Source organism: Fulvimarina manganoxydans (assembly GCF_900176465.1).
GTDB classification, from domain to species: Bacteria; Pseudomonadota; Alphaproteobacteria; order Rhizobiales; family Rhizobiaceae; genus Fulvimarina; species Fulvimarina manganoxydans.
Genome location: NZ_FWXR01000008.1, coordinates 101,561 through 120,787 on the forward strand (window position 1 = coordinate 101,561; position 19,227 = coordinate 120,787).

19 protein-coding genes and 2 pseudogenes are annotated in these 19,227 nt (G+C 59.5%); 5 read left to right on the plus strand and 16 right to left on the minus strand.

Features of this window, described 5'->3' with window-relative positions:
• Positions 1-102 precede the first annotated feature (102 nt).
• The 8 genes from B9A15_RS10885 to B9A15_RS10920 all read right to left on the minus strand — a co-directional run bounded on the left by B9A15_RS10885 (position 103) and on the right by B9A15_RS10920 (position 7,491).
• The gene (locus B9A15_RS10885) at positions 103-495 is read right to left on the minus strand and encodes a diacylglycerol kinase (protein ID WP_084410087.1); all 393 of its coding nucleotides are present in this window, start codon (positions 493-495) and stop codon (positions 103-105) included.
• The gene (locus B9A15_RS10890) at positions 492-2,144 is read right to left on the minus strand and encodes a phosphoethanolamine transferase (protein ID WP_084410088.1); all 1,653 of its coding nucleotides are present in this window, start codon (positions 2,142-2,144) and stop codon (positions 492-494) included. The genes B9A15_RS10885 and B9A15_RS10890 overlap by 4 nt, the downstream gene beginning before the upstream one ends.
• A gap of 108 nt (positions 2,145-2,252) precedes the next feature.
• Positions 2,253-2,768 (minus strand): cytochrome b, encoded by a 516-nt coding sequence (locus tag B9A15_RS10895; protein WP_084410089.1) that lies wholly within the window; start codon positions 2,766-2,768, stop codon positions 2,253-2,255.
• Between the two features lie 133 nt (positions 2,769-2,901).
• The gene (locus B9A15_RS10900) at positions 2,902-4,872 is read right to left on the minus strand and encodes a bifunctional DedA family/phosphatase PAP2 family protein (RefSeq protein WP_170923262.1); all 1,971 of its coding nucleotides are present in this window, start codon (positions 4,870-4,872) and stop codon (positions 2,902-2,904) included.
• Positions 4,873-5,054: 182 nt separating this feature from the next.
• Entirely contained in the window at positions 5,055-5,861 is an 807-nt protein-coding gene (locus B9A15_RS10905) for a COG4705 family protein (RefSeq protein ID WP_084410091.1), read from the minus strand.
• A 194-nt stretch (positions 5,862-6,055) separates the two neighbouring features.
• Complete coding sequence (locus B9A15_RS22970; protein WP_170923263.1) at positions 6,056-6,439, minus strand: PepSY domain-containing protein; 384 nt, start codon at positions 6,437-6,439, stop codon at positions 6,056-6,058.
• A gap of 193 nt (positions 6,440-6,632) precedes the next feature.
• Entirely contained in the window at positions 6,633-6,998 is a 366-nt protein-coding gene (locus B9A15_RS10915; protein ID WP_139798334.1) for a hypothetical protein, read from the minus strand.
• A 193-nt stretch (positions 6,999-7,191) separates the two neighbouring features.
• Positions 7,192-7,491: a hypothetical protein gene (locus B9A15_RS10920; protein ID WP_084410095.1), complete on the minus strand. Its 300-nt coding sequence runs from the start codon at positions 7,489-7,491 to the stop codon at positions 7,192-7,194.
• A gap of 134 nt (positions 7,492-7,625) precedes the next feature.
• Between B9A15_RS10920 and B9A15_RS10925 the strand changes: the two are divergent.
• Positions 7,626-8,015 (plus strand): annotated as a pseudogene (locus B9A15_RS10925) (YkvA family protein).
• Here the strand turns inward: B9A15_RS10925 and B9A15_RS10930 are convergent.
• From B9A15_RS10930 to B9A15_RS10955, 6 genes are all read right to left on the minus strand, one after another.
• Entirely contained in the window at positions 8,002-8,436 is a 435-nt protein-coding gene (locus tag B9A15_RS10930; RefSeq protein WP_084410169.1) for an EamA family transporter, read from the minus strand. The pseudogene B9A15_RS10925 and the gene B9A15_RS10930 overlap by 14 nt on opposite strands.
• A 25-nt stretch (positions 8,437-8,461) precedes the next feature.
• The gene (locus B9A15_RS10935; protein ID WP_139798335.1) at positions 8,462-9,715 is read right to left on the minus strand and encodes an adenylate/guanylate cyclase domain-containing protein; all 1,254 of its coding nucleotides are present in this window, start codon (positions 9,713-9,715) and stop codon (positions 8,462-8,464) included.
• An 81-nt stretch (positions 9,716-9,796) separates the two neighbouring features.
• The gene (locus B9A15_RS10940) at positions 9,797-10,591 is read right to left on the minus strand and encodes a COG4705 family protein (RefSeq protein WP_210190504.1); all 795 of its coding nucleotides are present in this window, start codon (positions 10,589-10,591) and stop codon (positions 9,797-9,799) included.
• 83 nt (positions 10,592-10,674) lie between these two features.
• Entirely contained in the window at positions 10,675-12,105 is a 1,431-nt protein-coding gene (locus B9A15_RS10945) for a sensor histidine kinase (protein ID WP_084410100.1), read from the minus strand.
• The gene (locus B9A15_RS10950; protein ID WP_084410102.1) at positions 12,092-12,769 is read right to left on the minus strand and encodes a response regulator transcription factor; all 678 of its coding nucleotides are present in this window, start codon (positions 12,767-12,769) and stop codon (positions 12,092-12,094) included. The genes B9A15_RS10945 and B9A15_RS10950 overlap by 14 nt, the downstream gene beginning before the upstream one ends.
• Positions 12,766-13,476, minus strand: a complete 711-nt coding sequence (locus B9A15_RS10955) for a fused DSP-PTPase phosphatase/NAD kinase-like protein (RefSeq protein ID WP_084410104.1) — start codon at positions 13,474-13,476, stop codon at positions 12,766-12,768. The genes B9A15_RS10950 and B9A15_RS10955 overlap by 4 nt, the downstream gene beginning before the upstream one ends.
• Positions 13,477-13,727: 251 nt before the next feature.
• Between B9A15_RS10955 and B9A15_RS10960 the strand changes: the two genes are divergently transcribed.
• The 3 genes from B9A15_RS10960 (at position 13,728) to B9A15_RS10970 (ending at position 16,363) form a co-directional block, all read left to right on the plus strand.
• Positions 13,728-14,195, plus strand: coding sequence for a c-type cytochrome (locus tag B9A15_RS10960; RefSeq protein WP_084410170.1), 468 nt, complete (start codon positions 13,728-13,730; stop codon positions 14,193-14,195).
• A complete protein-coding gene (locus tag B9A15_RS10965) occupies positions 14,192-15,730 on the plus strand; it encodes a multicopper oxidase family protein (RefSeq protein ID WP_084410105.1) in 1,539 nt (512 codons plus the stop codon). Before B9A15_RS10960 ends, B9A15_RS10965 begins: the two co-directional genes overlap by 4 nt.
• 150 nt (positions 15,731-15,880) lie before the next feature.
• Positions 15,881-16,363, plus strand: coding sequence for a hypothetical protein (locus B9A15_RS10970; RefSeq protein WP_084410107.1), 483 nt, complete (start codon positions 15,881-15,883; stop codon positions 16,361-16,363).
• A gap of 49 nt (positions 16,364-16,412) precedes the next feature.
• Here B9A15_RS10970 and B9A15_RS10975 read toward each other — a convergent pair whose 3' ends face one another.
• Positions 16,413-16,844, minus strand: a complete 432-nt coding sequence (locus B9A15_RS10975; protein ID WP_084410109.1) for an ion channel — start codon at positions 16,842-16,844, stop codon at positions 16,413-16,415.
• A gap of 473 nt (positions 16,845-17,317) precedes the next feature.
• Here B9A15_RS10975 and B9A15_RS10980 point away from each other — a divergent pair.
• Positions 17,318-18,275 (plus strand): annotated as a pseudogene (locus tag B9A15_RS10980) (IS630 family transposase).
• 169 nt (positions 18,276-18,444) lie between these two features.
• Here B9A15_RS10980 and B9A15_RS10985 read toward each other — a convergent pair.
• Positions 18,445-19,197, minus strand: coding sequence for a DUF305 domain-containing protein (locus B9A15_RS10985; protein ID WP_244556903.1), 753 nt, complete (start codon positions 19,195-19,197; stop codon positions 18,445-18,447).
• Positions 19,198-19,227 lie beyond the last annotated feature (30 nt).

Genomic DNA, 19,227 nt, shown 5'->3' on the forward strand with positions numbered 1-19,227 from the left:
CGACGTCGTCGTGCCGCCTGTCTATGCTTCCGCTGTGGCCACGAGATTGCCGGAACTATACGGATGATATGGACCTGCCGTCGTCCTTGCAGAGCGCTTTCGTCAGATTAGCCCGAATGCTTTCGACCAGCTCATGAGAACGACAGCGCCGTTCGCGATGAGCAGGAAAAAGACGGAGGCCGAACCGAGGTCTTTCGCCTCTTTTGCAAAAAGGCTCCAGTCTTGGGAGAGATGATCGACGACCTTCTCGATCGCCGTGTTCAGGGCTTCGGCGGTGAAAAGCATTGCGACGAGCACGATCTGCAAGACGATCCACCACATCCGAACACCAAGGCTGATATGGAGCGCAAAGATGATCGCAGCCCCGAGAATCTCGTGGCGGAACGCCTGCTCGCGCCAGAGGACGCGGATACCGCCCAGCGAATAGCTCGCAGCGGCGAGCACGTGGGCAGGTCCGGTCAGTTTGGGCGGAATGTCCGGCTCGTTTTCGTTCAAGCGCCCGGCTCCTCGTCTTGAGGTTGGGCGCTGCCGGCGCCCGGGCCGGTTTCGCGACAGGAAACCGAGAAATCGAGAGCCGGATCATAGACCTTGGTCATGACGGACATCAGACCCAGAACGGAGTGGAAGAGATTATCGTGGCTGAGAGGTTCGACCCTTCGGGCCTCGATGCAGGACTGGTCGAGACCATCGTCCTTCGCGAACGCCTCCGAGAACCATGCGATCATCGGGACATGCGTCTGTTCCTTCGGCGCCATGAAATAAGGAGCGGCATGAAGATACAGCCCGCTCTCGCCCAGCGACTCGCCGTGATCGGAAACATAGATCATGGCGGCGTCGATACGGTCCGACTGTTCCCGAAGACGATCGATGATCTGACCGAGATTCCGGTCCGTCTGGACGATCGTGTTGTCGTAGGCGTTGACGAGTTCCTGGCTGGTACAGTCCGCCAACTGGGGTGTTCGGCAATCGGGCTCGAAGTGCCGTGCTTCCTCTCCGTATCGGCGGAAATAGGCTGGCCCGTGACTGCCGATCTGATGAAGAACGATGACGGTATCGTTCTTCACGCCGGCGAGCACCTCCTTTAGACGGTTCGCGAGAACATCGTCACGACATTCCCCGTCCTCGCAGAATGACGGATCGGCAGTATCGGGGAGAAACTCATAAACGGTCCGGTCTGCGACGCCCTTGGATCCGGTGTTGTTGTCGAGCCAGAGCGTTTCGATCCCGGCATGGCCGAGGACATCGAGGAGGTTCTCGGTCCATTTTCCCTTGGTTTCGGAATAATCGTCTCGGGAATAGACGGAGAACATGCAAGGCAGGGAAACTGCGGTCGCCGTTCCGCAACTTGAGACATTCGAGAATGCGATGACGTCCCGCTTCGACAATTCGGGATTGGTGTCGCGTTCGTAGCCGAGGAGGCCGAAATTCCGCGCACGAGCGGTTTCACCGGCAACGAGGACGAGGACTTTCGGTCGTGCACGGTTGCCACGAGGGGTCGAGCGCGCATCCTCGCCAAGCTTTGTCAGGATCTGGTTCCGGTTCTGGAAGTGCCGGTCGATCACCTTCCCGACGCCGACGATAGCGCTTGCCGGGTTGAGGCTCGCCATCAGGTCGCGATGATTACGGAACGTCGCGGCGAATACCGATAAATTCAGAAAGACGATGCCGAGCACGACGAGGACCGACGGCAGGATGAGTGCCGTGTTCCATCTGGCCTTCGCCAGAACGGCACGGTGCCGGATGCGGACCCACGCGATGAAGACTGCCGGAAGAAGCCCGTAAACGACCATGTGAACGATGAAGTTCGGCGTGACGAGTGCGCCGGCTTCCGCCGCCGTCGTCTCCAGCGCGTTCCGGATCATGTCGCGATCGACGACGATCCCGAACGTGTCGACATAATAGGACGAGACGGCCGCGATCAGGACGAAGACGATGAACACCGGCTTGATCACATATTTCATCGAGAACATCGTCAGAAGCGACGCGCCGAGGAGGAAAATCGCGACCGCGAACCCGGCGAGCGCGCCGGGAAATTCTTCAAAATAGGTCCAGGCCTTCATCCAGAAGGTGGCGTTGGCGGTGGAGAGAACGAAGGCTGTCACGAGCATGCTCAACTGGATGCTCGTCAGGCTTGGACGCTTCATGGAATGTGACTTTGTCGTCGATTAGTACGGCACCTCGGCTTGGCCTTCTCGGGCCCTGAGAACGCGGGAAAGCGAGCCGAAGCTGTTCAGGATGGCGGGAGGGAACGATCAGGATGCGTGTCGCACGCCCGGCAGCATGCGTTTGAGCGCACCGGTCTTGAACCAGAAGTGCTGCGCCAAAGCCCCGACGACGTGAAGGCCGATCAACGCCAGCAGCGGGTTCCAGAAGAATGTATGATAGCCGGCAAGATCGTCATTGCCGGTGAACCATGCAGCGAGGCCGAGAACCGGCATGACCAGAAGCACGACATAGATGAGGACATGCGTCACCTTCGCGAGTGTCGAGGCCCATGTCGGCTCGCCTTCGGGATGGGGCGGGCGGCCGTTGACGAAACGGTCGAGAAGACGAACGGCCGCAGCGGCGAGGACGAGGGTTCCCAGCACGATATGGGAGTAGCCGAGGAGGACGGTCGTCTGGTCGAGCGCCTTGCCCTCCAGCGTCCCGTCCCAGAAGGCGATCATGTATTCGCCTTCGATCCACTGGCCAATGATCAGAACGACGATGGTCCAGTGAAGGAAGACGTTGAGGCCGGTCCAGTGGGCGCGGCTGACGGTGGTGGACATGGGCGAAGGCACTCCGTTCGGAAAGGATGGGTCCGCTTCCCCTCTGAACCTCTGCCATCGTCATCCGCCTTGCCGGATCTATACGATTTCGTAATCCTCGCCATTTCCTTCGGATTCGCCGGGTATCCGCGCATCAATCTGCGATCATGCCCTTCGACGCCGGCATGAGAAGGATGTCGGACGGGTTCGCCTCCGCGAGGTTTTCGAGGCCGGAACGGATCGCCGCGACGTCGGAACAGGCGCCGAGGTCGGAATAAGCCATGCCAAACGCGAGCGGCTCGGACGTCTCGTGCGAGCATCCTGCGAGGAGGATCGGCCTGCTGCGTGTATCGGGTCCGATCCGGTAGGAAGACGGCCAGAAAGAAAGGACGTCTCGCCCTTCCGAAGTCGGTCGGTCGAACGTCGCGACAGGCAACCGCCCCTCGTTGAGGACGGGCAGCGCCGGTCGCGAATTGAGGTCGGTGTTCGAAGGAACAAGAGCGTCCAGAAGCCCTCCCGTCGTCACCCGCGACCAGCCAAGAGGCTTCAGCAACGGCGTCAACGCATGCGGGTCCAGATCGGTCTGGAAGACGATCGGCGTCGCCTGGTCTCCTCCGATCGTCAACCGATGCCGAGGCAGATCGCGCCATCCGCCGTTTTGCCAGTCGGCCTCGGTCATTTTCTTCGAGACGAGCACCGGCGCGTAGTTTTCGGTCCAGGTCGCATAGTCGCGCCAGAGGTGAAAGCCGTAGAAGCTGGTGAAGACGATCGCGAGCATGCCGGCAAGCGGCGCGAGTCGGATCGACCGGTCGCGGCGATGGGTCGTCAAGGCGAAGATCGTGGTCATCAGGAGGCCGAAACTGAGGCCCGCCGACACGTCGCTCAGCCAGTGCGCGCCGAGATACATGCGGCTGAAGGCGATCGTCAGGCCGCCAAGGATCGCGGCTCCGAACGTGACGACCCGGCCTGTGGGACGAAGCCGTGAAGCAATGATCACGGCGAGGATGCCGAAGAAGGTCATCGATAGCGTCGCGTGGCCGCTCGGGAAGGAAAAGGATGAAACGCCGGTATAGAGATCCGTCGGCCGTGGGCGCTGGATTATACCTTTCACGAAATGGACGAAGGTCTCCGAGCCGATCATCGTCAGGGCCGCCGCGATCGCGACCCGGAAATGTCGCCGGAAGGCAAGCCATGCGACGAGAGCGACCGTCAGTGCCGTGAGGACGAACCCGTCCGCCGCCATGGTGATCGCCGTGACGATGTCGGTGCCGGACTTCGTCCGCAATCCCTGAAGCAGGTTGTAGACAGCCGTGTCGGCGAGTTTCAGTTCCGGATCGAGAAGGAGATTGCTGAGGAGCAGAATGAAGACGCCTGCGGCGAGCGCCGCCAGAACGAGCACAGCCGTACGGCCGACGATATTTGCCTCGTTCGACAGGAAGCGCACTTCCAGCCGAGCGAGCCATGTTTCGACGCTGGAGCGCCGTTCGATCCGGCTCTGACGCCATCCGGAGGCGAGCGGCGCGACGAAGCCGATCAGGATCTTTCCAAGATACCAGGCGATCAGCAGGAGAAGCACGCCACCCGCCGCCAGGATCGCGAGGCGCGGATCGAGGGAATGGATGCGGGCCAGCCCGAGACCGACCCCGGCGGCCGGTATTAGATGGGCGGCCGCCCATGCAAAGGCCGAAACGACGTTGACCGTGGCAAAGCGCGGAATGCTCATGCCTGCCATCCCGGCAATCCCGGGGACGATGGCCTTCACACCGGGCACGAAGCGGCCGAGGAAGACGCTCTTGCCGCCATGGCGGTGAAAGAAGGCCTCACCCTTGTCGATCAGCGCACCGTAGCGCTTGAAGGGCCCGAGGCCGCGAAGGCGATCCCGGTAGTGATGGCCGATCCAGTAGGACAGCGCGTCGCCCGCGACAGCGCCGGCGGCCGCAACGCCGAGAACGGGCAGGAAAGGCAGCTTGCCCGCCCCGATCATCGCGCCGACAGCGACGAGCACGACGGTGCTCGGCACGAAGAGACCGACGACGAAGAGCGCCTCTCCCATACAGACGAGGAACAGGAAAACGTAGGCCAGCGCGAAGTGCTGATCGACGAGGTTCAGAAGCGTCTGGGTCATCGGGAGGGCTCGGAGCGGCAGAAATGATTGCCATGCTCTACGGGCCGAAGCTTCGTGCCGGATTTCTCGAACTATACGCTTCGGTATAGGAGGCCGGATCATGCAAAAGGACCCGGGGCGAGCCTGCCCCGAGTCCCACTTTTCCCGCCGCGACCGCTACAGTCGCAGAATCTGCCGTTCGTTTACTCTCCTGCCCGAGCTTCCAGGCGCTCGAGCGTACCCGGATCGTTCCGGTCGTCTTTCCTGCGGGAAAGATATTCCGAAACGACGAGGACGCCGGCAAGAAGCGCGAGCGTGATCAGCGAGGCGGTACCCCTCGGCAGGTTGAAACCGCCGTGATCAAGAGGCTTGGTCAGAAGATCGCCGAAGGTCGCGCCGAACGGGCGCGTGAAGATGAAGGCGATCCAGAACAGGAGCACGTGGCTGATGCGGGTGCCGTAATGCAGTGCGACGACGACGCCGATGACGGCGGCCGTGACGAGCGCGCCCTGAACGTACGAAAGGCCGGCATTGTCGGTCAGCCAGTCGCCGAAGGCGGTGCCGAGGCTGTTCGAGAAGACTATGGCGATCCAGTAGAAGGTCTCGGCATCCTTGCGGCGGATCGGATAGACCGAGAGATCACGGTCCCGCCAGTACCAGATGGCGAGTGTGACAGCGAGGCCCGCGACGAGGATCAGCGATCCGGTCGCGTAGCCGAGGCCGAACGACCGGTCCATCATGTCGGAGACTTCGGTGCCGGCGGTCGTCGTCGCGATGATCGCCGCCCAGAAGAGAGCCGGGTGGTAGCGATCGAAGCGGATCTGGGCGACGAGGAGCGCGATCAGGATCGCGAAGGTGACACCGAAACCGACATAGTAGCCGAGATTGAGCGTCATCGAGATGAAGTCGCCGGCGGTCTCGCCGAGCGTGGTCGCGAGGATCTTCATGATCCAGAATGCCAGCGTGACCTGAGCGACCTTGCTCGCGGTCGAAGTGAGTTTGTCCGTCATCGGGAGAAGCTTTCCAGAGGTTGACGATTCCGGCTCGAAGTCCGGTTCGCGTCCTCTGTAGGACCCGTCTTTCGCGGTGCGATGGAGCGGAGAATACGCTTCGGTAATGTGAGTGATCGGTCACGAAAACGCCCTCGCGAGAGTTCGCGAGGGCGTCCTTCCGATCGGAGAGGCCTGGAGGTCGTCTTTTCCAATCAGTCGGCCATCTCGCCGTCTTCGGCTTCTTCTCCCTGATCGTTCGCCTCGGTCTCGTTCTCGTCGGAGGCGTTCTGGTCGACCTGGCCGGACTTGATGTCGACCATGACGGTCTTCACCGATCCGTCGGACTGCGCGAGTTCGATTTCCCAGGCATTGTCGGCCTTCTCGTCGGAAATCGTCGCGTCGAAGGCCTTGCCGCCGACAGCGGCCTCGGCCTTGCCGATGGCGTCCGTCAACGTGACGGTCGCGGACATCGCCTTCTGCGTCTCGGCCTGATCGGTCTCGCCCTTGCCGTTGTCGGCCGCGAAGGCCGTGCTTCCGGCGGCCAGGATCGCGGCCATTCCAAGGGCGGCGGCGGTGATGCGGTTGCGGTTCTTCATGGGATTTCCTTTCGTTGATGGAGCCGTTTCGTTGTGGCTCGAAAGGAAGATGAGGGGCGTAGATGACGTCAAAAGCTCCGAGACTATACGGCTGCGTATAGCGGCATGCCGTGGCGAAGCCTGAAAACGACAAACGGCCGCTCGAAGGCGGCCGGTTGTCATCATGAAAAGGCTGAGTTCGAAGGACGGGAACTCACTTGTAGTTCGAGGTCGAACCATCTCCGGGTACATAGGTTTCCTGGTCGGCGTCCGTCGCCATCCCCGACTGGGGAGTCTGGCCGGCAACGCTTTCACGGACGGCTGAGGCGTTGTTGTCCATCATGGATTCATCGCCTGGCACCAAAGTCTTCATCGTATCGCGAGGAGCGTCGGTGGCGGAACCCGGCTGTTCGGCGACATCGGTCCGGGCTTCGTCGGTCGTCGCCTTGCTGGAAGCGCTGTCACCCGGGACCACGACGAAGTTGTCATCGGCGGCATAGGAAGGGGTCACGACGCCGAGCGAAGTCGAAAGAGCGGCAGCAGCGAGCAGGGCGACGAAGGTCTTGTTCAGGGCGTTCATGGTCATGATCCTTGATCGAGGTTGCGCCGGTTTGGCTGAAACCGAAACTATGCACGTCAGATTGCCCGTTCTTTTCGGAAGGACTACGTTTTTGTATAGTTTTAATTGGTCCATCCGCAGTATCGACGAGAAAACAGAGAGGGCCGCCAGATCAGATCCGGCGGCCCAAAAGAATGATCGTCGAGGCGATCGATTATCCGCGAGCGATATGTTCACGAACCACCTGTGCCTGATGATCGCGAAGCGACTGGTCGCCGGGCACCAGGGTACGGTGACGGACAGGCGTCGCATGCGCGAACCAGGAGCCGTGTTCCGCGATGTCCATCCGGGTGTCCTCGGCGACCTGCTTCGCGCTCGCGTCCGAACCCGGCACCATCACGAAATTGTCGTCGGCCGTGCGCTGGGCCGCATTCGCGGCGCCGGTGCCTGCGAAGCCGCCCATGATCGAGGCGACGGCCACAGCGGCGAAGGCAGTCTTCCTGAAGGCGTTCATTGTCTTTCTCCGTGGGATCGGGTTTTCGTTTTAACGAGCCGTCCCTCAAGCTCATGAGATCAAGATGGGAGCGGAAGATTGCCGTATCCGGGACGGAAGATTGTGGTTTCGTGATCTTGCGGAAGCGCCTCTCGATCCTCGCCGATCGGCTGAAGGCTGTGGCGACGTGGCTGAAGCGGGACGTCGTCGTCCTGTGGCTGGCGGCTCGTGATCCCGAAACGCCCCTGGCCGCCCGTTTGGTCGCATTCCTGACGACGGCCTATGCCCTGTCGCCCGTCGATCTGATCCTGGACTTTATTCCGCTCCTCGGGCTCCTCGATGATCTCGTTCTCGTCCCGGCTGGGATCTAGCTCGCTCTTCGGCTGATCCCGAAGACACAGATCTCGAGGCTGCGACGGCAGGCGGAAGCCATCGGACGTCGGCCGAAGAGCCGGCTCGGGCTCGTTCTTGTCGTCGCCATCTGGATGTCGGGGCTCGCGCTGGTCCCCTACGCAGCCCGGAGCCGATTGTTCACCGCCATGTAACGAACCATGCGCCGATGGCGATGAGTGCGACGCCGAGCCAATTGACAGGAGCGAGCCGCTCGCCGAGGAAGAGAACGCCGAAGACGGCGACGAGGACGACGGAGAGTTTGTCGAGCGGTGCGACGCGCGCCGCATCGCCGAGCTTCAGGGCCCGGAAGTAGCAGAGCCAGGAAGCGCCTGTCGCAAATCCCGAAAGGATAAGGAAAACCAGAGAGCGACCTGGAAGCGAAGTCAGCGGGCGCCACTGTTTCGTGACCGCGACGATGCCGGACAGAAGGACCACGACGACAAGCGTGCGGATAAGCGTCGCGAGATCCGACGGGATGTCGGACACCCCGACCTTCGCCAGGATCGCGGTCGCGGCTGCGAACACCGCCGCCATGAGCGCCCAGAACTGCCAAGCCGTCGAGAATGCGCTCATCGTGACCGGTTCCTGCTGCAAAATCTCAATCGCGAAGCCTGTATCGCACGACTTCTTCCGAAAGGAGATGATTTCGAGGTGTCACGGTCTCTCGCGAGACCTCCTCTACGTCCTCGCGAAGCGGGTGTGCAAATCCTGCGGGTGCGACGATCTCGGCCTCACCGGCCAGTGAACAGAGGCGGGACGCCAGGTTCACCGTGCGACCGAGAACCGTGAAGTCGGCTCTCTCGCTCGTGCCGACTGCCGTCGCGACGACCTCGCCCTGGTAGAGTCCGACGCCGGGACGTCTTTCAAGATCGCGACATGCGCGAATGCATGCGAGGGCGGCATCGAAGGCGTGAGCGACGGCATCTGGCTGCCTGAAGACCGCAAGTACCCCGTCGCCGATAATCTTGTCGATTTCTCCGCCGTTCCCGGAAACGACGGTCGCGGTCCGCGTCACGAATGCGTCGATCAATTCGGCGACGTCTTGCGTGTCGTTCGTGTCCGCGAAGCCGGAGAAGTCGCGGAGGTCGGCGAACAGGACGACGGCATCGAACCGTTCCGTTTTGGTGGATGTGCCGAGAGCGTCCCGAACCGCCGCCACGGGAAGAAAACTCCGCAGGCGGTCGTGAACGCGACCGACATAACGCGCCTGGGCATCGATCCGCTTCTGCGCACGAATGACAACGAGCGCCATCGTCACGACGACGAGCACGATTACGGATGCGAAGACCGTCGCCCAGGTGCCCGCCGAGCGGAGGATCGAGGCCTCGAGCGATGTCGCCGGACGTGTCGCGGCAATCAGTGTGGCAAGTTCACTGGTTTGCGGCTCGACCGTCCCGATGGAAGTCCATGTGTTCGGAATGATCAGATCTTCGACGAGGAGCGGCCCCGCTTCCTCGATCTCGTGTCTCAGACCCGTCAGATCCGGATCGCGGCAACCCGCCCGCTCGTCGACGCGAACCGTGTATGCTCGCGCGGGAGTGACGACCGAGAGGCATGTAAGCCCCAGTTCGACGGCTTCGCGCTTCAGTTCGGCCAGCATCCGCGGCGTCGGCTCCGGTTCGATCGTACCGTTCGGCGAACGTGGAACGATCGTGCGGACGAGGCGCACGTCCGATTGAGCAAAGAGGGATTCGGAACTCGCCGACATGCCGGCGATCATCGTCACACCGAGGCCGAAACCGCCGATGACCAGCAACGGCAGGAGGACGAACCCGAAAATTCTGAGAAGCGGAAAGGACGTGCCGATTTTCTCGGAGGACTCGGAGGTGTCGGGCGTCAAACTGAATGTCACGGGATCCCTCCAGGAAAGGAAACGGGACGCGCGTTGCTCGCACGTCCCGTGGAGTACCAGTCGGGGAAGATCCAGTCGCCTTCAGACCGAAAGGCTCGGCGTGGCGCTTTCCTCGATCTTGTCCTTCTTCGTCACGGTCAGATAGGTGACGAGACCGGCGATGGTGACGAGGAAGAGAACGCTGGTCCCGGTTGTGCCGAGGCCGAGGCCACCGTGGTTCGTCGGCTGCGACAGAAGATCGCCCATCGAAGCGCCGAACGGACGGGTCAGGATGTAGGCGACCCAGAAGGTCAGCACGGCGCCGCCGCCGAAACGGTAGGCGGCGTAGACACAAGCGATCAGAGCACCGAAGATCAACGCCGAGACACCGTAGCCGAGGCCGAAGTGCTCTGCGATCAGATCGCCGGCGGACGTGCCGAGCGCGAAAGTGAAGAGGATCGCGGCCCAGTAGAAGAGTTCGCGCTTGCGCGTGAAGATCGAATGGATCGAAAGCGTCCGCTCGCTGGCGTACCAGGCGAGGAACGTGACGGCGAGGCCGATCGAGAAGGCGATCGTGGTCGTGACGAGGCTGATGCCGAGATCGTCGACCATGTAATCGGAGATCAGCGTTCCGACGATCGAAACGAACACGACGACGAGCCAGTAGCTGGTCGCGACGTATTCGCGAAGCTTCAGTTGGTAGGCGATAACCGCGACGAGAAGAGCGCTCATGATGAGCGAGGTGACGACGAGGCCGAGGCCGACATTGAAGATGAGAAAATCGGCGGCGGTCTCGCCGACCGTCGTCGCCATGATCTTGATCACCCAGAAGGCGAGCGTGATCTGGGGGACTTTGCAGAGTAGGGTTTCGGTCAGGGCCGATTGGTTCGAGTTCATTCCGGGGCTCCAAGGGAAAATCGCCGCTTCCTGCGGCATATCCGATGGCTTAGGTGACCCGTATTGCGGTCGCTTCTCTCCGGCTATACCGTTTCGTAATTCTGCGTGCTTAGCGCGGCGTGAGCGGTCGGAAGTTCGATCCGGATCCGCAGGCCGGGGGCGTTGTCGAGCGCCTCGACAGTGCCTGAGTGCAGTTCCACGATTGCCGCAACGAGAGACAGACCAAGTCCGCTTCCGGGTGTGGTGCGACTGCGATCGAGTCGATAAAGGCGTTCAAAGATGCGTTCGCGCTCGTTCTCGGAAACGCCCGGTCCATCGTCTGCTATATCGAGCCGAATCCGTTCGTTCTGTATCGAGACAGCAACCTCGATCCGACCGGGCGCGGGAACATGGCGGATCGCGTTCTCCAAGAGGTTTGCGACGGCCTGTGTGAGAAGTTCCTCGTCGCCTTCGATTTCGCCAGGTTCGAGATGCTTCCAGATCAGTTCGTGTTCCTCGTCGGCCGCAACCTCCCCGTAGATGTCGCAGGTTTTCCGCACAACGTTAGCAAGATCCAGGCGGCGGAACCGGGATTTCCTTGTTCCGGCTTCGATCTGGGCGATCCGAAGAAGTGCGTTGAAAGTCTCGATCGCCGCATCGCTCTCCTCGATCGCTGCGTCGATGGCCGTTTCGTATTCATCCGGCGAACGGGGTTGTCGCCTCACGACTTCGAGCTTCTGCCTGAGCCTCGCGAGCGGTGTTCTAAGATCATGGGCAATGTCGGCCGAGACCTGCTTCAAACTCGAAAGCAACGTCTCGATCCTGGCAAGCATAGTATTAATGTCGGTCGCAAGACGATCCAGTTCGTCCCGCCGCTTGGAAACGGGGAGGCGAAGGTCAAGACGTCCCTCGACGATCCGCCGTGTGGTGGCGGCGATTTCGTCTACCCGGCGCGTCGGCCCCACGGAAACGATGAAGCCGCCGACGAGGGCGAGAAGCGTCGTGACAAGCGCGCCCCAGAGCATGGCCGACAGGATGATTTCCTGTGTCTCGTCGAGAACGTGAGAATTACGACCGATCATGACGTCGAATGGACCGATCCGTTCGCCGAGGCCGAGCAGCAAAACCTCTCCATCGCTGTTGCGAGAGGCCGCTCTTTTCAGATCCTCGGAGCCGTCGAATGTGTTCTGTGACAGTTTCTCGTCCGTCCAGCCGTCACGCCAGAGATCGGGAGGCATATTGCCCGCGATCGCTGCTCCGTCGGATGATTGACGCATCATGAAGAAGCGATCTTCCGATGCGGATTCCGTGAGATCGTCCATACGCTCAAGAAGTGCACCTTCGCCCCCGGCATGAAAGGCCTGCCGCAAGATGCGCATGTCATCGGAAACCGCCGAGCGCAGGATCCCAGCCATCTCTGAGGAGGCGGCGACATAGGTTATGCCGAGGATCGCGAGGACCGATCCGAGAAAGAAGACGGTGTAAAGAAGGGCGACCCGGAAGGAGGTCGAACGGAACGGCTCAGGACGGAACATTGAGGACGTATCCAGCGCCTCTGATCGTCTTGATCATTTCGGTCGCGTATGGTCGATCCACCTTGCCACGTAGCCGGCTGACATGGGTTTCCACGACGTTGGTCTTCGGGTCGAAGTGAAAATCCCAGACGCGCTCGAGCAGCATGGTTCGCGTCAGAACCCGTCCGCGATTGCGCATCATGTATTCCAGAAGCCGGAACTCGCGAGGTTGCAGATCGATTTCCCGGCCCTCGCGCTTCACCGTCCGGGCGATCAGATTCATCTCAAGATCGCCGACCGTCAGGACCGTTTCCTCCTTGCGCATGGGTGAGCGGCGCGCCAGCGCATTAAGCCGTGCCATCAGTTCGGAAAAGGCGAAGGGCTTGACGAGATAGTCGTCGGCCCCGGCTTCCAGCCCCTCGACGCGGTCGTCGAGACCGGACACGGAAGTCAGGAAGATCACCGGCGTGTCGCGTCCGGACGAGCGCAGCGCCCTGACGATGGACAAGCCGTCTATACCGGGCAGCATACGGTCGATGACCATCGCGTCGTAATCCCGAGTACAGGCAAGCTCCAGCCCTATCGGGCCGGACGCCGCATGGTCCGGATCGTGCCCCTCCTCCTTCAGCCCGCCCGTCACGTAATCTGCGGTCGAGCGGTCGTCTTCGATGACGAGCACCTTCATTGCGCGTTTCCTTCTTTGTCGTCCGCCGTTTGCGTATATGCCAAACCTGCGGCAGCGAAGGTCTCGAAAGCCCGATCCATGGCTCCAGTCCGGCTCCAAAGCCAAGGAAAATGACCGTAGGCGAAGGATAGCTGATCGTCTGCTTCGTCGGCAGACTTGCCTGCGATGGCATATTCGTAGATCGCCGACGCGAGGCCTGTTCGGTCCGCGCCTCCCATGCAGTGGATTAGCAAAGGTTTCGGGGCAGACTCTATCACGGCTGCGAGCCGCCGCATCGTATCAAGGTCCGGCTCCTCGCGAGCCGAGAGCCCGATCGAGATCTGCACGATCTTCGAGCGGCGCGCGACATCCGCTTCGTCGGAATACCAGCCGACGTCCGGGTGCTCGCCACGCAGATTGAGGATCGATTTTATCCCCTTCTGCGCGATCAGTGCTTCGAGATCGTCTCGGTCGAGTTGCCCCGAGCGATAGACGGCACCCGGTTCGACGGTATGGATATTTCCAGAGAAATGCAGGTAGCCAGCATACCCGGCGGGAGGGGCGACAATGACGGCGGCCGCAAAAAGGAAACCGCCGATTGGACGTCTGATGCCGGACACGAACGAGATCCTCCAAATTGAGTGTCTCGTCTTCGTAAGGCGCGGAATATGCCGGCGAATGTCCCCAACTATACCGATTTGTATACCAACGCAGCAATTGATTTCCAAATATTGCCATCAATATAATTTCGAACTCATTTTACCGCTTTCTTGTCGACAAAGAGAATTATCACGATATGAGCACAAATTTATGATACAAGAATAGTTTAAGAAAAATAACAAATCACTGAAATGTAGACTTTCAAATATGCTCGTATTCGTTAGTTTGTGGCCGATGGCGAAAAACCGAAAAATTTCCGGCAGTTCGCTTATTCGCCGCCTATTTGCTTGATGGCCGGTTTCTTCAGTGGATCACGCCGATGAGAAACGTTTCCATTCTAACCGCCGGATCGGCACTCATCACGATTGCCGTCGTGGTCACGATCTGGTCATGGATATCGACAGGATCGGTGGGCGAGTTGCGACCGGGCGACGACGACGCCGTCGTGCAGGGCTCTCGAATATACGCGCAGAATTGCGCCTCTTGTCATGGCGGCGACCTTCAGGGCGAGACGAATTGGAAGCAGCCGGGTCCCGATGGACGTATGCCCGCACCGCCGCACGACGAAACCGGTCATACTTGGCATCATGATGGCCGAACATTGTTCCGCCTAGTGAAATTCGGCCCAACCGCACTGCTTGATCCTGGTTCGTCGTACGAAACGAATATGCCTGCCTATGACGGTGTTCTGGAGGACGAGGAAATTCTTGCCGTCCTCTCCTACATCAAGAGTACCTGGCCGGATGATGTCAGACAGCGTCACGACGAAATGGAGGTAGTGCAATGATCAGCCAAAGGGCTAACAATGCGGGCTTCAAGACGACCCGCCGTGCAGTGTTGCTTGGCGGCACCTTTGCTCTCGCTGCGCCTGGCTTGCTGCGCGCTCAGGGTATGATGGAGCATGGAGGCATGATGGAGAGCGGCAGAAATTCAACGGCCGCCACTCCCGCCGGTGGTGCCCCGTTCAGATCCCTACCAACACTCAATGTCACTGACGGCAAACTCAATCTGCGCGCAATGGCTGGACAGACGCGTTTCGAAGGCGGTGCTCCGACAAAGACAAAGGGGTTCGGTCAAGCCTACTTGGGACCGACAATACGTCTTATGCGTGGGCAAACGATTGAGGCACAAGTCGCGAACGCAACCGAACGCCCGATTTCTGTTCATTGGCACGGACTACACGTGACATCCGATGCTGATGGCGGAGCTCCGCAATCCGCCATCGCTACGGGTGACAGTTGGCGAGCCACGCTGCCCATCGAACAGCCAGCGGCGACGCTCTGGTATCACACTCATGTTCATGGCCACACGGCGCCCGATGTTTGGGCCGGCCTCGCTGGTGCGATAATCTTGCAGGATGAGGTGTCGGATGCATTAGGTTTGCCGTCCACAGACGGTATCGATGATTTCACGATAATCATGCAAGACAAGAGCTTCGATGCCGAGGGGCGTGCAAACTACGATCCAGGCATGATGGGCATCATGCACGGAGTGGTAGGCCAGATCGTGCTTGTGAACGGCCAGTTTGCGCCACGGGCTTCAGTGCCTGCCGGACCTGTTCGTTTGCGATTGATCAACGCTGCTACCTCCGCCGAACATCATGTAACCTTCGCTCATCCAACCATTGTGGTCGGCGTCGATCAGGGGCTTCTGCCCGAACCGATTGCTGTGGAAAGCGTGACTGTCTCGCCTGGCGCACGGGTCGAGGTGATCGTAGATCTGAGTGATGGCGAAATATGTATGCCGTCGGTCACGGCAGCAACAGTGGGCAGCTCAAAGGGCGGCGACGCTAGCATGATGGGTGGTGGCATGATGGCGGAGAGAAGCACGCCCCACCCCCTTTTGACGCTCGCTCCAGATGCGTCGCTACCTGTGCGCGGCCGGATCCCCGATCGCTTGGTGGACCCGCTTCCTGATACGCCGACTCCAGTCACGACCCGTCGCTTCGTCCTTCAAGAGAATATGGGTCCAATGCAGCATCTCCGCAGCGCGATTGGTTCCGGGCCGGTGATGGCGATCAACGGCGAACCGTACAATCCGGACCGAATGGATTTCACAGTCAAACGTGGGACGGTTGAGCGGTGGACGATCTCCGCGGAAGGCATGGCTCATCCTTTCCATGCTCATGGGGTTAAATTCCGGGTGCCCGAGCCGAATGGACCGGAAGAAATGGGTTGGAAGGACGTGGTGACGGTGGCCGGCACGCGGGATCTCTGGGTTTCTGTCGAGGCAGAATCACGAAGTGACATACCTTTCATGTACCATTGTCATATCCTGGAGCATGAGGATGCTGGCATGATGGGTCAATTCATCACCAAGTAAGCGCTGCTTCACACCCCATTTTCTAATCAACTCAAAGATCGTTTCGGCCTGTTGCGCCGTTTAAGTTTGCAGGGATAACGAACCCATGACCGATCTCGGCAGTCGTCGTCACCGGAACTAAGCGGACTTTGATTTCGTGGTAGCTACAGCATGAGTTTGAAACTGCATCATTCCTCCGCTTCGCCATTTTCTCTGTGGGCCGTTCCAGAGATTACCGTCGCATTTCTGTCCTTTACGCTGCATTTCGTTTGGGAATTTATCCAAGTCCCGACCTATGCGGAAATGGCTGTAATGCCTCATTGGGAAGGCGTGAAGCTCTGTACCAGTGCAACGTTTGGTGATGTAGGGTTTGCACTCACTGCATTCTGGACGACAGCCGCAGCGGCGCGCTCGCGCTACTGGATATTGACGCCGAGAATTTGGCAGGTTGCAATGTTTATTGCAATCGGAATTGGTCTTACAATTGGATTTGAATACTACTACACAGAAGTTTCCGAACGTTGGAATTACTCTGATCTCATGCCGCTCGTCCCGCCGTTTGGAACCGGTTTAAGCCCTTTGTTGCAGTGGATTGTCATTCCACTTCTTGTTCTATCACTGTCGCGTCGCGTTGTAGCCCTAGACGGACAATGACTGTCGTCTTTTTCTTTCGATAAATTCGCGCAGTGCCGTCCAGCCGACGCTAACTGTCTTGTTGCCAAATCTTGCTACAGATCGAATAGAGTAGGGTCGCCGACCAGGTCAGGACCATGAATCCGCCAAGGGAAAGAAACATTGCAACGAGGCGGATTGGACCGAAAGCTTTCATATCAGAAAAGCCGAGGGTCACGAAGCTCATTCCAGAGAAATAGATTAGTCCTTCCCATGTACCGGAATAGGTACCCCCGAAATCTCCAAAACCCTCGATTTCCAGTAGCGCGGACAGCACCAGCGCGAATAGGACAATTTCGAACGAATGAAGTATCAAGAGGCATGCGAACGCGACTATGATCGGTGCGTGCCCTGAGGCCCTGAAATTAGGTGCTACTCGGACGATCATTAAGACCCCGACATGATGAATTACCCCGAGAATGAGCACGAGAAAAAGTCCCGTCGCAAAAGCCACCAAGGTCATGTTAGTCCCCTATTGTTCAGAGTTCCAGTCTCGCGAATGATCCCACAAAAACAAATCATGGTTGCGAGAACTTCACCTGTGGCAAATTGATAGTGGATCGCCCGCCGATCGCACCCCGTACCGACGATTCAGCAAGAAGAAGCTTTGTAAAATGTGGCAGTAGAGGGAGAACAGATTGACCTCCCTTGGCTTTGAACGGCGAGGCGATTTGGATTTCCTTGCTATGGCGGGATACAGCAGTTGCAAGCGCCGCGTGGACCGCTAGTTCATACGCTCTTTGGTTCGACTGCGCGGGCGAGCCTTACTCGCGCAACACCACCGGAATGGCATATGTCGGCTCGCCCGCGATCCACAACTTAAGGCCTAAAGAGAGTAACGGTTCCCAAACCAAGATCTAGAGCGACGGACACGAAATGAGAATCGAAGGTTTGCAAGTTTTCTGAGGCGTGATTCACTGAGACAGGAGGTGGATCATGGGCCGCAGCTATTCGATGGATCTTCGTGAACGTGTGGTCGGGCGCATTGTGGATGGCCATTCCCGTCGCTCGACCGCGCGGTATTTCGGTGTGAGTGAGAGCTTCGCGATCAAGCTGATGCAACGTCATGATCGCGAGGGCTCGGCTGCCCCGCCGCGACAGGGTCGGCCACGGGGCAGCGGCAAGCTGGACCCTTTCGAGACCTTTCTGATCGATGAAGTCGAGCGCCAACCGGACATCACGATGCCGGAACTGGCAGCCAAACTTCTGGAGATTCATGGGATGACAGCGGCTCCGGCGGTTCTTTCGCGCTTTCTGTGCAGACGCGGCTTCACATATAAAAAAATCGCTGATGGCAGCGGAGTGCGCACGCGCAGCCATTCGTGAGGCGCGGCGCGTCTGGGTCGACAAGCGCCAGCCAAGGATGCGGCTGCAGCCTCATCGGCTGGTCTTCATCGACGAAACTTCAATCAATACGAAGATGACCCCGTTGCGGGGTCGAAGCCGAAAGGGCCAGAGGCTGCGAGCCAAGGCACCCTTTGGCCACTGGGGCACGCAGACCTTCATCGCCGGCCTGCGTTGCGATCGTCTGACAGCGCCTTGGGTGCTCGATCGGGCCATGAACCGATCCGCCTTCGATACCTATATCGAGACCCAGCTCGCCCCCACGCTCAGCAAAGGCGACGTCGTCGTGCTCGACAATCTCGCGGTTCACAAAAGCGCAAGGGCAGCAGCGATCCTGAAGGAAAAGGGCGCCTGGTTCCTCTTTCTCCCACCCTACAGTCCCGACCTCAACCCAATCGAAATGGCCTTCGCCAAGCTCAAAGCGCATTTGCGAAAGGCAGAAGCTCGAACATTCGATGCCCTATGGCGAGCCATCGGCGATATCTGCGGTCTCTATGACCCAGACGAATGCTGGAACTACCTCACAGGAGCAGGGTATGCGTACGGTTAAGTGTCCGGCGCTCTAAAGGTGTGTCTCCTTGATGCGCGGGAACGCTTCGAGGTTTGGACGTATACCCTTCGGGTGTCGGTACGTGCCGAGGTCCGGATCATTGGCATTCTGCTGGCCACCGATCGAGGATACGTCGAAGATCATCGTGCCCGCTTTAGTCCAGAGGGTTTCAGAGCGGGCATTCGAAATACCCACGGTACCCAACCTTGAGATCTTCGCCAATCGCTAGCACCATATCCGCCTCGATCGTCGTTCCAGTCGCTTCAGTGAGACTCATGCCCTCCTCGACCGGTGTAAGACTGATGATAAGATTTTCCGAAGACATTGATGACGCATTGTCACCTTCGAGGCGTACAAGGTCGCCGCTGATCTTCGCGAGACCTGCGGCCTGATTGTCCGCGAGCGAAACCGCATAGGATGGATCGCTTTGCGAAGTATAACGGAAACTGCAGGTGCCACCGTCCGAGAACGCTCCTTCGATATCGGCGTCAGTCAAGAATTCAGCATCGAGCGTCGCGATTTCCGGCGTCGCGAGGGCTTCGCTAATGCTCGTCAGTCGGGCCGGCTCCGTCCCGTTCTCACCTTCGCTTTTACCGGACCGATCGATGTCGGCGATGAGATACCGCATCTCGGCGATCTCCTTGTCCTGCGCGTAGATGATCTCGTCGGCGAGCTTGCGTACGCGCGAATCCTCGATGTTGGCGCGCGACGACGTCATGATGGCGATGGAGTGATGCGGGATCATCGCCTTCATGTACGAGCGATCTCCGACCGTCACCTGACTCCTGACGAGCCAAAGGGCGAAACCGGCGACCAGCACCGATCCGACGAAGATCAGGACGTTGATAGTTCTGCTAGAGTACATCGAAAGCATGAAGCCAAGCATGATGAACGCCATGACGCCGCCCATCATGATCGCCATGTAGACTCGTGTCTCGCTGTAGAATACGTG

Bases quoted from the DNA above. Each gene is read 5' to 3' on its own strand.
- B9A15_RS10890 (WP_084410088.1), bottom strand. From the start codon at position 2,144: ATGAAGCGTCCAAGCCTGACGAGCATCCAGTTGAGCATGCTCGTGACA.
- B9A15_RS10895 (WP_084410089.1), bottom strand. From the start codon at position 2,768: ATGTCCACCACCGTCAGCCGCGCCCACTGGACCGGCCTCAACGTCTTC.
- B9A15_RS10900 (WP_170923262.1), bottom strand. From the start codon at position 4,872: ATGACCCAGACGCTTCTGAACCTCGTCGATCAGCACTTCGCGCTGGCC.
- B9A15_RS10905 (WP_084410091.1), bottom strand. From the start codon at position 5,861: ATGACGGACAAACTCACTTCGACCGCGAGCAAGGTCGCTCAGGTCACG.
- B9A15_RS22970 (WP_170923263.1), bottom strand. From the start codon at position 6,439: ATGAAGAACCGCAACCGCATCACCGCCGCCGCCCTTGGAATGGCCGCG.
- B9A15_RS10915 (WP_139798334.1), bottom strand. From the start codon at position 6,998: ATGAACGCCCTGAACAAGACCTTCGTCGCCCTGCTCGCTGCTGCCGCT.
- B9A15_RS10920 (WP_084410095.1), bottom strand. From the start codon at position 7,491: ATGAACGCCTTCAGGAAGACTGCCTTCGCCGCTGTGGCCGTCGCCTCG.
- B9A15_RS10930 (WP_084410169.1), bottom strand. From the start codon at position 8,436: ATGAGCGCATTCTCGACGGCTTGGCAGTTCTGGGCGCTCATGGCGGCG.
- B9A15_RS10940 (WP_210190504.1), bottom strand. From the start codon at position 10,591: ATGAACTCGAACCAATCGGCCCTGACCGAAACCCTACTCTGCAAAGTC.
- B9A15_RS10945 (WP_084410100.1), bottom strand. From the start codon at position 12,105: ATGTTCCGTCCTGAGCCGTTCCGTTCGACCTCCTTCCGGGTCGCCCTT.
- B9A15_RS10950 (WP_084410102.1), bottom strand. From the start codon at position 12,769: ATGAAGGTGCTCGTCATCGAAGACGACCGCTCGACCGCAGATTACGTG.
- B9A15_RS10960 (WP_084410170.1), top strand. From the start codon at position 13,728: ATGAGAAACGTTTCCATTCTAACCGCCGGATCGGCACTCATCACGATT.
- B9A15_RS10965 (WP_084410105.1), top strand. From the start codon at position 14,192: ATGATCAGCCAAAGGGCTAACAATGCGGGCTTCAAGACGACCCGCCGT.
- B9A15_RS10970 (WP_084410107.1), top strand. From the start codon at position 15,881: ATGAGTTTGAAACTGCATCATTCCTCCGCTTCGCCATTTTCTCTGTGG.
- B9A15_RS10975 (WP_084410109.1), bottom strand. From the start codon at position 16,844: ATGACCTTGGTGGCTTTTGCGACGGGACTTTTTCTCGTGCTCATTCTC.
- B9A15_RS10985 (WP_244556903.1), bottom strand. From the start codon at position 19,197: ATGGCGATCATGATGGGCGGCGTCATGGCGTTCATCATGCTTGGCTTC.